Annotated in this window: 6 protein-coding genes and 5 tRNA genes; 1 reads left to right on the top strand and 10 read right to left on the bottom strand. The window is 37.3% G+C overall.

What is annotated here, in order from left to right:
* Nucleotide 1 precedes the first annotated feature (1 nt).
* From BOD01S_RS07340 to BOD01S_RS07330, 3 genes are all read right to left on the bottom strand, one after another.
* A complete protein-coding gene (locus BOD01S_RS07340; protein WP_036157630.1) occupies nt 2-1,888 on the bottom strand; it encodes a DUF6792 domain-containing protein in 1,887 nt (628 codons plus the stop codon).
* Nucleotides 1,889-1,906: 18 nt separating this feature from the next.
* Nucleotides 1,907-2,590, bottom strand: a complete 684-nt coding sequence (locus BOD01S_RS07335) for a hypothetical protein (RefSeq protein WP_052124955.1) — start codon at nt 2,588-2,590, stop codon at nt 1,907-1,909.
* Nucleotides 2,591-3,232: 642 nt separating this feature from the next.
* The gene (locus BOD01S_RS07330; RefSeq protein WP_244887291.1) at nt 3,233-4,858 is read right to left on the bottom strand and encodes an alkaline phosphatase family protein; all 1,626 of its coding nucleotides are present in this window, start codon (nt 4,856-4,858) and stop codon (nt 3,233-3,235) included.
* Between the two features lie 172 nt (nt 4,859-5,030).
* On the opposite strand from BOD01S_RS07330, the gene BOD01S_RS07325 reads away from it, so the two are divergent.
* The gene (locus BOD01S_RS07325) at nt 5,031-5,753 is read left to right on the top strand and encodes a hypothetical protein (protein WP_233153080.1); all 723 of its coding nucleotides are present in this window, start codon (nt 5,031-5,033) and stop codon (nt 5,751-5,753) included.
* 588 nt (nt 5,754-6,341) lie between these two features.
* On the opposite strand, the gene BOD01S_RS07320 is transcribed toward BOD01S_RS07325, so the two are convergent.
* The 7 genes from BOD01S_RS07320 to BOD01S_RS07290 all read right to left on the bottom strand — a co-directional run bounded on the left by BOD01S_RS07320 (nt 6,342) and on the right by BOD01S_RS07290 (nt 12,757).
* Nucleotides 6,342-7,214 carry a GNAT family N-acetyltransferase gene (locus BOD01S_RS07320; RefSeq protein WP_036157639.1) on the bottom strand — a complete coding sequence of 291 codons (873 nt, stop codon included), beginning with the start codon at nt 7,212-7,214 and terminating at the stop codon, nt 6,342-6,344.
* Between the two features lie 107 nt (nt 7,215-7,321).
* On the bottom strand, nt 7,322-10,906 hold the full coding sequence (locus tag BOD01S_RS07315; protein ID WP_169745632.1) for an S-layer homology domain-containing protein: 3,585 nt from the start codon (nt 10,904-10,906) through the stop codon (nt 7,322-7,324).
* Nucleotides 10,907-12,304: 1,398 nt separating this feature from the next.
* Nucleotides 12,305-12,386 (bottom strand) — tRNA-Leu (locus BOD01S_RS07310).
* A 6-nt stretch (nt 12,387-12,392) separates the two neighbouring features.
* A tRNA-Gly gene (locus BOD01S_RS07305) sits at nt 12,393-12,467 on the bottom strand.
* 50 nt (nt 12,468-12,517) lie between these two features.
* A tRNA-Cys gene (locus BOD01S_RS07300) sits at nt 12,518-12,591 on the bottom strand.
* A gap of 13 nt (nt 12,592-12,604) precedes the next feature.
* Nucleotides 12,605-12,679: transfer RNA gene (locus BOD01S_RS07295), tRNA-Gly, on the bottom strand.
* A gap of 3 nt (nt 12,680-12,682) precedes the next feature.
* Nucleotides 12,683-12,757, bottom strand: a tRNA-Gln gene (locus BOD01S_RS07290).
* Nucleotides 12,758-12,787: the final 30 nt, after the last annotated feature.

The following is a 12,787-nucleotide window of genomic DNA, read 5'->3' as shown; positions in this document are numbered from 1 at the left end:
ATCACCCCGCTTCTATCTTCCCAGCAAGTTCTTCGTCAAATTTGAAATAATCCTCAATTGTCTTTTTAATCTTTGCCATCGCCTCTCGTCCCTGCTGTATTTCCTGCTCGTAATAATGAAACATATGTTCAAAGGCAGCTTTGAAATTCTCGGCAAGCGGCGGGATATCTTCATGTACATTAATTCCTGTCAAAACATATTTCTGATAGGCATCATACGTAAAACTTCCAAGCAAGTACTGATACTTGGAGTAGTTAACTTCCATATCGGTAATCTTTTCTAGCAACTTTGCCTTTCTGTTTTCAAAGTCCTGCAGATAGCTTGTTTCATAGTCAGTTTTCAGGCGCCCTAGGACTTCCTCTTTTTCATCATAGATAGCCATTCCTGCTGTATAAATACGCACGGCGGAAGAGAGATTGATCTTAACCTTTTGCCCCTTGCTTGTCACAGTCATAAACAGGTCTTTCCCTTTGTACGCCTTCCCTTTGTCTGCCGCTAGAGCTTCTAGAAGGTTATAAATTGAATGCCCCTCAACACTGTTAGCTAAAGCTTTCATTAGATCACTCAAGCTCATTTGGATTGTATCTAGGTGACTCGTAATGCTGTTCCATTTCTCTTTGATTGTTTTATAGGCATTAATAATATCGATAACATCACCAATTGTTGTCAAATTAGGTTCAAGTGCTTTATTTATCGCCTCTACAATGTCCTGTAAATCCTTCTCTATTCCATCTACTGCATCTAGAATAGCCGCCTTTTGGTCCTGATTGACATAACCGTGCTTTACCATAGCGCTTAAAATCGGATCTAAATTTTTATGAATAACTGATAAATGCGTCAGCAACTCAGGGATTTTCTTACTCATATTTTGAAGCATAGGAATCCCTTCACTGATTATTTGCGGTGCATCTTTAACATGATCCCAAAAGCCATCATTCTCCATTACTTTATCAATCAGCTTGAGATCAATACCCGTCATAGCCGCAACGGCTCCGTCAAACCCTTCATTATTGTAATTGGAAGCATATTTGGCCATATACGTCTGGATCGCCTGGATGTCCTTATCAGGAATTTCACCTAAAATATCCCCGATTCCCGCAAAGTCCGCCATCGTGTCAATTGGCTCGCCATGCCCAACCGTTATGAATCCGCGGATATTTTGACTTACGGCCAACATCATATCTTCCTCTGCTACAAGACGGTAAATATCATTCCCCGCGTCCTTATAGTATTGTTCAGTAAATTGTACAAGGGCTTCTGGATCAACTGTATAGATATCGCTAAAATTCCATGGATTTAAACCGAAGTTCTTCTCTAATTCCTTACGAAACTCACGATCAGTATAAGCTAATTGGTAAACGGTCGGCTGTGCGGCATTAATGGTATATACTCTATCAAATTCTTGATTAATTAACTGCTGCATTTGCTTCGTATTACCACCCAGCGAGTGGCCAAGCCCGATTTTCATTAAATCAATATCACTTTTTTCAGTTTGTTTATTGATAATTTGGGTAATCTCCTGCTCAAACCTTTGGGCATCACGGTATTGTCCATTATTCTGACCTACAAAAATACCGAATGTATTGTACATCCAGTCCTCTGGGCGCCAGTTTTCTTCCTCTTTCATTTCGCTCCCGCGCGCAATCGAATAGACTTGATTGACACCTTTATCTTCATCGAAAAAGTGAATAATCGTTCCATCAAACCCGTTTTTTCCTATGTCTAATTTTTGGCCGTAATCACTTGCATGATACAGCTCAATATCAGCCGTCAATTCCTTTCCGGTTTCCTCAAAATATATGCGCTTTATTTCTTCTTCTGTCAGTTTGCCATACTCCAGGTCTACAATTCGTCCCCGCAATTCATCTGAAAATAATACTTCTTCCATAAAATCACCTCTCCTGTATTAAGGATTAAAACGAACAGAATGGAAGATTTTTTTTGCCCGCTCTCTTTCTTCGGTTAGATCGAGATTGCATTCTTCCGTTTTGCTTATGCATGTAGAACTATACTCTAGACTTATTGCTTTATCGGTAGTCTGGGATTTTATATAGCCGAGAAAATGCAGGTAAAATCCGTTTTTGTCATTATTTATATCCTGTCTATATTCTGCAAAGTAGACATCATTATCTTCTACTGTGTATTTTTCAAAATCTTGAGGAGTTAATAAATCCGTCGAACCTATCAGCAAATCTAGATTGCTATCAATGGACTGTGTAACTTTTCGATCTTCGAAATTCCCTACTACAGAATAACCGTAGTTCTCTTCTTCTCGTCCTTCGCCAAAATAAATAGCTTCATATTCCTGACCACGATATTGATAATATGTCTGATCCATCACTGCATTCACTGGGTAAAGCATCGTATAACCGCCAACGTTCGATTTAAATGTATAGTAGCCCTTTTCTGTCTCTTCCTTTGAAGTAATGAATTCTTTTGTAAAATCATCCTGCAATGCCGCCGTTTGAATCTCCTCCTCTCCTGAATGATTATTTGAGTTAGTATCTGAATTGTCATTTGTTTTCATTGTCCCACACCCTCCTATTAATAAAGTCGCTGCAAAAAGAAATGGTAAATAACGTTTAGCCAAGATGATGCCTCCTTCTTTGTTGATCAGTCCTAAAATTTTCGATGATATTTTATATTGTTGAAGCACAGGTCTTTTACACCTCGAAAAGTTCCTGCTTATCCGTTCTCCTCCGTGTGGAAGGAGTAGCATTTTCTTTGACCTTTCTATACAAAGTCATTGTTTGTACCTCTTTTTTCGTTGCTTCGCTTCCCTATCCTTCGTCATGCAACCACCCAACAAAGAAATAATTATAAGGGTCCATTGTAAATCGCGCACTTTCCGGATACTTCCCTCTCACCATCTAAAATTTACCTATTAATAATTTAGCAGAGAATGGCGCAGCAAACGATATAGTAAAAGCAAATTAATGCTTTTCATCTAGTCACCTTCGTTCGACAAGGGAAAATTTTCTCATTGTTAAATATTACTTATTACATTCCCGGCCCATTGCCTTCCCTGTTAAAAGCCCTTCCCCGTTATCCCCTCACTTTATGCACAAATAAAGGGAATCCCTTCAAACAAGGATTCCCTTTCATTCAATAGGAGTGAAAAACATTTCCTAACCCGCTAATCAACCCGATTACATAACTGTTAAAAGATGTTCTAAAAGTAATTACTCTCTATCCAAACATGCATATCTAGCCAAAAAAGGCAGCCCCACATTTACGAGCCACCTACCAAGTCTAAAACCCATCCCTTCACATCTACAAGCCGGTTCGATGGCGGCTTAGCTGTTTCCCCCGTAATAATGAGCGGTACAAGAGAATCAACACGATGGAGAGATCCATGTGCTCCGCCGCCAGCATGATCGTGACTATGCTTTTCGATAAACTCGTAAGAAGGCTTTGCATCTACAATGATTACCTTTCCTTCTTGTGAATGAAGCGCTCCATGCAGCCTTGCAAGCGCATCAGGATACGTATGGTAACGTATGATTCCCTGCTGGTCCTTCTTTACATCCAAAATAGACAAATCACCATCCAGCTGCCATGATTGACCGTACTCATCGGTAAACGGCCCATTTGGTGAAAATGTAAATTCTTCTTTCCCTATTGGACCCGTAACATAGTTTATTTGTTGATCATTCCATGCAACAAAACCAATCCGCTCATCCTTTTTTAAAATGTCTACTACCTCAGAAAACGGTATTTGTTCATCATGCAGGTAGATGTAGGCCATTCTTTCATTAACAGCTACAGCCAGCTGCGCATTCTCTTTTCCGTTCTCCCAGAAGGTGTAGTCTTTTAACAACTCATTTAGATCAATTAAAGCTGTCTCCTTTTTTTCCTTGACCAATGATTGCCCACTGTCACCAAGGACAATCCAGGTTACCTTCTGCACAGCCTCCTCCCAGGAAGCAAATTGATTGAATAGCTCTTGGAGTGCTTGATCGGCCTTTTCTATACCTTTCGTATCTTCAGGGCCATTTCTATGGATAGAAGCATCGGCATCAGGAAAATAAACAAGAGTAAAAGACGGGAGCTTCTGCTTTTCCATTACATATTTCAACTCGTTTACTGTGAAGTCATTATTGACACCCATACGCTTCCAGCTAAACTTATTCCAGTCGTTTTGTGGATTATATTGAGATAATGCACCAAGCGATAAAAGCATCGGTCCGTTCACTTCTATTTTCTTTGGAAGCAGCCTGGTGAAGGAGAGCAGCTTCGGTACATGCAATTCTTGCCGGACACTTCCACGGTATAAGAGACCATTAATAGAGGCAGATTGCAATTTGACTTTTGCTAGTTCTTCATGGATCGTCTGCACATCCTTACTTAAATGCTGTTCGTTCAGGCGAATCACACTATCAGCTGCTACATTCTTTATCCCGTTAGCCCACATTTCCCTTATTCCGCTTCCATAACTGACCATCCGATTCTCATCTTCCTTAAACCAAATCAAGCCCGGAACTTTATGACGATTTGTATATGCCCCTGTTAATAACGTGCTATCGATTGTCACAGACATTGTCGGATAAGAGCTTATAAATTCAGGATAGAACTGCCCATTCTTTATCAAAAAGGAGAAAGCAGGTGCTTTTCCTTCCTTTATAGCCTTTTTTAATGGTTCAGTCATTAAGGAATCAACCGTGACTAGAATAACCGGCTTTTGAGTCTCGGTTACCGTTGCTCCATTCAGCTTTTTTGTCGGGGACATGGAAATGGCAAAAGCAAGCACCCCACACACAATCACAACTAAAGCAAAAGCAATGAGTATTTTTCTTTTCATCGTTGTCACCTGTCTTCCATTCATTAGTAGTAGTATGGTGATTCCGAATGAATACATGCTTTTTAAAAATAAAATCCCTTCACTGCTCGGGTATAAATATGCCGACCGAATGAATAAGGGCGTTACATAGGCTTACATGAGAATAATTAAATTTCTTTATCCCTTTGTTTCATCTTCTTTTTTTGGGTGAAATGTACATATAAATAAGCTGGACATGGGAGGGAGAATTTTGGAAACGTGGCTTAGCCTCATTTTTGCAATCGGTTTTATGCTGATTCATTTCTTTTCGAAATCAATGAAATTTATAAAGGATACTCCGAGAAGCCGTTTCCTTTCAATTGCTGGGGGAATCGCTGTCTCCTATGTTTTTATTCATCTCTTACCGGATTTAAACAAGCACCAGGAAATCCTTTCAGAAGCAGTAAAATCAGGCATATTTGAAACTTTAGAGAATCATGCTTATATAATTGCTTTATTGGGTCTTACTGCTTTTTATGGGCTGGAGAGAATGGTGAAGAACTCTAAAAAGCAGCAAGACGAAGAAACAAATCTAGGTGTTTTTTGGATTCATATTGCCTCTTTTTTTCTCTATAATGCCTTGATTGGCTATCTGCTGATCAGGGAGGAATATAAAAGTAATTGGGGGATGTTCTTTTATTTTTTGGCCTTGGCCGTACATTTCGTTACGAATGACCATAGTCTGCGAAAAGACCATAAGGAAATTTATGACCGCTACGGAAGGTGGCTGTTAACAGTCGCTATTTTACTTGGGTGGGTAGTAGGAGTCTATACACAATTAGAGGAAGTGTATGTTTCCTTACTTACTGCTTTCTTGGCAGGCGGTATCATCCTGAATGTTTTAAAAGAGGAATTACCCGAAGAAAGAAAAAGCAGCTTCATATCCTTCTTTCTAGGCATGGTAGGCTATTCTTTATTGTTATTACTGATTTAAAACACGTCTTATATATAAGCAGATTATTATTAAGTAAGAAGTAAGCTCTCCTTCTTTCTAATTAAAATCCCGCGAATTGAAATGATTTGATTATACGTTATGGCTATATCCGTTATCTGATGGGCGGTACAGCCAAGATTTCAGGAATTTTTTCTGTTGAGGAGCAGCGTTGGGAAACCTTCTATGCTTACTTGCTAATATGCTCGATTCTTTTCAAATTAGACAGACGCACCCGCACTTCATACATTCCTTCTCTTCGCTTGTAATTTCACCAAATGATTTATCTAAGTCGTTCTCTGCCTCCGATATAAAAAACCTTCTAACAAGTAATGTTAATATCATTATCATAGAACACTACTATTATTAGAAGGCATGAGGTAATTTGTACTTACTTTTATAATAAAGATGAAAAATTCCTATTACCTTTATGGGAAGGTGAATCGTTAGAATCAACACATTTTACATCAAGCAGGAGGAGCCATTTCTAAAGAAATCGTAAAAGCCACTGTTTCATAGCGTAATCCAAAATATAAATGGCTCTTAACCTCTACGGTTTTCAGCGTGCTTATGCTTGTTAACGATTCTGTACTACCTTCTCAATATTTTATATGAACTGTGAATTTCAATGGTATTATGAATATAGTGTCTAAAAAAACTCTTGAAAAATTTCAATACTTTTTTGTCTTCATTTCTCACATCAAAACAAGCATAAGGAATATTAAGCTTAATTTGATTTTTTATAACCTCACCTAGTAACGGTCTTAAAAGATAATGATTCCTTCTATCTTCTTTAATGAAGAGAGATGTAATAAATAAATGTTCATTATTAACGTTTGTACTTAATATCCAACCGACGATTTCCTCTTTAAAGTAAAGCCAAAAGCTCGTTTGCGTACTAGCTTCGCCAAATTGAAAGTCCTCTAAAGGTGATAAATGTGCAGGATACCAATCAGCATTGCGTAAGGATTCCAGCTCTGTATCACGAATTTGATTCAGCTCTTTCACTGAGAAATCTTCCGAAAAAGTGTTTGTTTCAATCCATTTTTCCTGCTTCATATCATTAACATTAATAATAAAATGAGTCTTATCCAAAGCTGGCGGAGTCCACGATTGCTTTCTTAATGTAAATTTTACATTCGGACTAGTTTCCGGAAAAATATTTGTATATAAAACTTTTGCACCTTTTGCCTTTAGTTCTTTTTCGGCAAACTTCAATAGTTTTTCTTCAATGTTTTTATTTTGAAACTTTTCCCTGACATTGACCGAATAGACGACCCCCATCCTGTCTAACTCTTTATATTCCGCAAATATTATCCCAAGTATCTCATTATTTTTATCAATCGAAACACCTATTACAAATGATTCGTTGTTTATGTCCTTCAATAAAAAATCGCCTTTAACGTTCTCAAAATGTAACAATACTTCAGCAACTTGTGTTTGATTTAATTTTTGAATTTGCATGATTTTTACCTTCTATATAAAAATAGTTTAACTAATAAATTTAATTTGATGACAAGGTGAAATGGATCACTTTTTTAGTGACCCATTTCGATTAACATGAAGCTAAATTACGGATTTGAAACTTGGCCTTGCCCCTGAATATCCTTTATATAAGATGCAGGTTTTTCTAGGGTGGCTTTTACACGAATATGAATATATTGCGAAGTATTAGCTGGGATATTTTCAATAGCACCATTTGGATTAGCCGTTTCCTCTTGCCAACCAGTTGCGTCATCTGCTGCAGTTGGATTGCTATCAATATAATATTCATAAGTCTCCTCTGGTATTAAATTTGTTAATTTTGTATACCCTGCACCAGTAGATCCCGCCATTGACATTGCACCTGGATTAGGAGCAGCAGCAGGTTTTATATCACTCAACTCAACTTGCGCTAAATTTTGTACGTCACTTGCTGGTTGTGCCTCTGCTGAAGCTACACGAATGTGCACATATTGACCCGCATTCACCGGAATGTTATCAATTTCTGTTTTACCTAATAGTGCTACTGATGTTGCCCGTGTCCAATCAACGCTAACAGATGTTGCAGCGTCATTATCTATTAAATATTCATACTTAACACCATCAGTCAATCCTGTCAGTTTGATTGTTCCTGGATTGGTTCCTTGTGCTTTAGCTGCATTAGGTGCAGCAACTACATTTACGATAGGTAATGGTATGTTATTTATCTCTATTGTCTTTGGAGTAGAATACTCTGTTTCACTCACAAACACTTTTTGAGGCTTCGCTTTATTCAAGGCGGCATCTCTTAAGGAAATATCATTACCATTTCCACTCATCGTAATTGTCGTATTTGGTTCCATTTTTGATACTGTCGTTGAACCTAATGTTACTGTAACTGTATTTCCCGTAAGTTCGAAGCTATCATCGCTAGCAAAAGCAAAATTAGCATTAGCTTGATTACTTAATGCAAAATCATTCGCTAAATCAGCTAGATTATTAGAAATAAGGTTTACATCTTCTGAGAATGTAATCGTTAATTGGTCCCCTGCATCTACACCGCTAGAACCATTGTCAACGAAGGCTGAACTAATAATAACTGGTGCAGCCTGATCAATTGCTGTAACATTAATTCCAGTTATATTCACTCTATTAACATCTACTATAGATAAGTCCGGATTTTGATTAACTGTTGGTGTGAACAAAGTACCTTCCTTTGGTGTAACTCTAATCGTGATATATTGATTTTCACCTTGCGTATATAAAGGATTAGGAGTTATACCATCACTAAGTACAGGCGTTCTTCCGTTTTTATCTGTTACTTTTATAGACTCAACATTAAATCCATTCACTGTAAATGAGTTATTATATACTGACATTGGATCAATATTCGCTGAAAACTTCAGGCGAATTGTTTCAACTTTTCCATCTTGAGAACTTACACCATCTTTACCGTCTATCATAACCGTTTCTAACAATCGGTTGTTGATCAGTGTCACAGCAGCTACTTGTCCAGTCTTTTTCGCTTGGCCTACTTGATTTCTCTCTACTACAACAATTTGCTTACCATCAGCCGCTAAAATCTTTCCATCCCGCGGAAGTGGCTCCCAAGAGGACACATCAGCGTTTATTGTTGGTATTCCAGCATTCGCTGCAATATCATTATCAAAAACCTTATAAGCAAATTCAGAGCCTAAATCGGGGACTTCAGTTACATTAATGCTTGTTTTATCGTTACTTGAAGCATCATCTACAGCATTAACAGTTAAAATGCCTAATGATTCAAGACTTACAGATACAGTCGATGATAGACTTGCTGGTACGTTCCCCTTTGCTGCAAAACGTACTTCGTAGTTTCCAGCGCCTAAGCCAGTAATCTCTGTTGATAATAAAGGTATATTCGTCCAGCTTGTGTCAGTAGTTAATTTATATTGGTATGTCTTACTTGCATCTAAACCTGTAATTTTACCATCATTGCCTCTCACACTTGGAGATACACCTTGCAGTCCTGTTGGTGCTGCTGATGGTGCTGGTGGTGTCGTGACAATTGATCCACTACCTGAGTTACTAGACGGATTGTCAGATAAATCCGGGTTCTTTGTTCCTCCAACTTGTTCAACATTTTCTTTTACAGCATTATAGTTTCCTATTATATCAACTGGTTTCGATCCTGTTGGAATAACAAGATTACCAATTTTCGTTTCTGTTCCTACTGTCACGTTTGTTTCTTTATTAACTATTTCAAGGTTACTTACTCGCCCAATTGTTTGTAGATTTACATTTGCCTTTGTCATTAGGGATAGGTTTTCAATGTCACTTTTACCTGCTAATTTAACGTTGTTAGTAGTTGTCACTTTTAAGGATGTTACATTAGAGTTAATGGCAACGTCGCCAGCTCCTTGAGCAATGACTAATTTAGGAAGCACCACTGAACTTTCTGCAGTTAATGTTACATTGCTATTAACAACGATTTCTCCTACTGTAGACATGCCCAATGTTTTCGATAGGAAAATAACATCTGCATTTTTATCGATATTCATATCTCCCAATTGGAATTCACTGAACACAACTCTTCCCTTCGCTGTAAGTGTATTTAAGGCTGCTAACGGGAAGTTATTCGTAGATGCTACCTTTGCAAAAGTTTTATATGATTTAGTCTGGCTTGCTACTTGTAGAGAGTCATCAACCGTCGTTTTCCCTTCTACTTTTATGAATTCAGAAAAGAAAGAATTCTCAACGCCTTTGTCAACATGTAAATCACCCATAATTGTGATATTTTTCATTGTGATATAGTCGCCGTTCACAATGACATCCGAATCAATTATTGCTCCTTTTCCGTCAAATACAAGATGATTTGCATATGGGTTTAATATATCTGTACTTGGTGTACCCTTTGCTGTTAATTCAATGGATTGTATTTTTTCAATCTTATTTTCTTTTGAAGATAGTTTTAAGCTAGCCCCTTTTAAAGCCTCCAGATTACTAGGATTAATCCATTTCTTCTGTTCGTCTGAAAGTATATATGTTCCTTCAGATGTAACGATTGTTTCCTTCGTAATATTAGATATCGTTTCATTTACTTGAACAGGCTTTATTTTGTTTTCACTGCGGTAAACGAATGCTACCATTTGTCCGCGAGTCACATTTTTATTAGGTGAAAATGTTGTTGAAGTCGTTCCGGATGTAATTTGATTTTCAAACAATGCTTCAACATAATTTTTAAACCAATCGTCTTGATTCACATCTGCGAATGGTAGCTGTTGAGAATTTTCATTTTGAAGGTTATAGGATAAGGATATAACTTTAGCCATCTGTGCACGAGTCATAGGATTATTCGGTTTGTATTCACCTTTAGATCCTGTAACAATGCCTTTATTCGCCAATGCAGCAATATATTTATATGCACCATTCTCCTTGGATACATCTTTAAATCCTGGGTCTTTAATATTCGTTGTATCTAAATCTAATGCAAGTGCAATGATTTTTGCTGCTTGGGCCCGAGTTAAAATTTCGTACGGACGAAATGTACCATCAGCATAGCCGCTAATAATATTTCGCGCATGTAAATTATTTACTGCTTCGTAAAAGTATGCATCTGACTGCACATCTTTAAATTTAGCGGCAGCTGCGTTAGCATTTGGTACAGCTGTCACTAAAGCACTTGCTACAATAGATGCTGTAATCGTAGATGCCATTATCTTATTAAAGTTGTTGTTGTTATTCTTTTTCTTCATAGTCTCTCATTCTTTCTCTAATTATTGATGGTGACCATCGTGCAAATAAGTAGTAATTAGTGATGCATCTTTTCTATATATTTCTAGATTGGAATATCTTCCTTTCTTCATCGTCAATTCCACAATAGATTTTAGGTCATAATTACCAATTAATCTATATACCACCATTTACTACTTCCCATATTTAGTCTATTAGTCTACCTATCATACAAATGTGGTAAAAATATTTTATAATAAATAATAAAATTTTCATATATAAATTTTTGAATATCGGGATAAAAATATTAGTGTATCTTAATCTATAACCGAATTGCTGTTATTCGGTGAATCATTTTTTCCTTCAAACATCTCACTATTACAATCCCGCACTCTACTATCTTGCTCCCTAGAAAAGACTAAAAGAATTTAGATCTCTACTTAAAGAAAATATTGAATAACAATAACTCTAACCATTAATTGTAAGTGTAAGATGAATAAATAAAATAGCTATAGTTTATATTAAAAATTTATATTACCTCTCTTTTGACCAAGTCAAAAGACTGTCGAAAGAGAAAAACTGCCGTGAAATGAAGGTTATTAATTTAAAGAAAAAGAGCATTATCCTTATTGGATAATGCTCCGGAGTGAAGACAAAGCCGTTCTATGGCTTTGTCTTCATTATATTTTTGATAATATGATAAAAAGAAGATGTGCCAGCCTATAATGATTGCTTAGACACTGTTGGGTTGATACCAACACTCCCTTTTCATAATTAATCCAAGCTTCCATAGCTTCTAAACAATCCACCAGAGTTATAGTCGCCATGAATTATAGTATACTTTTGGAGCTGATTTTCATTTTTAACTGGATAGGTATGACTCAACCTTTATACCTTTTCATATTCATTGTATGGCGTATTAACTTATTCAATAAAACCCTCTTCCTTATAATTCATCAAACAGATGCTTGTTTCATTTAGGAAAAGTATGATCTTTCTCTCCTCTCCTAATAAAAGAATGCCCGAATGGCTCTTAAGTGCCTTTTAAAGGCTTATAATACCTTCTTTCTTCTATGAGGATAACAACATTCCGTTTTATATGTTCTTTCATAGTAGTGTTAAGGGAGGGTGATAATGTCCTATCCTCTTAGAGTTTTATAGCACATTTTAAAACCTTTATTGTATTAATGAATGATAATTCCTCAATAGATAGCTCCTTCGTATATCCTGCTACTATTAATTCTTCGCTTTTTAATGACAGGTAAAAGCAAAATTTTATGCAAACGATTTCTTTTACAAAATTATATTAAGGCAAATAAAAAAACGTTTCCTACAATATAGTAAGAAACGTTGATTTTACTGCAATGGTAGCAGTATTATGATACCGGTGGCCGGGGTCGAACCGGCACTCCAGAAGGAACACGATTTTGAGTCGTGCGCGTCTGCCAATTCCGCCACACCGGCAAGGATTGGAGCGGAAGACGAGGTTCGAACTCGCGACCCCCACCTTGGCAAGGTGGTGTTCTACCACTGAACTACTTCCGCAGATTGTTAGTTAAGATAAAAAAAAACCGGATGTCCGATCAAAAAAATACTGGAGGCGGCTACCGGATTTGAACCGGTGATAAAGGTGTTGCAGACCTGTGCCTTACCACTTGGCTAAGCCGCCGTTAAAAGAAATTTGGAGCGGAAGACGAGGTTCGAACTCGCGACCCCCACCTTGGCAAGGTGGTGTTCTACCACTGAACTACTTCCGCAAATGGCTGGGGTACTAGGATTCGAACCTAGGCATGACGGAATCAAAATCCGTTGCCTTACCGCTTGGCTATACCCCAATAATATTATATGCAAGTTATTTAAAAAGT

This window comes from Lysinibacillus odysseyi 34hs-1 = NBRC 100172, assembly GCF_001591965.1.
Lineage (GTDB): Bacteria > Bacillota > Bacilli > Bacillales_A > Planococcaceae > Lysinibacillus_B > Lysinibacillus_B odysseyi.
This window is presented reverse-complemented; position numbering and strand designations above follow the sequence as displayed.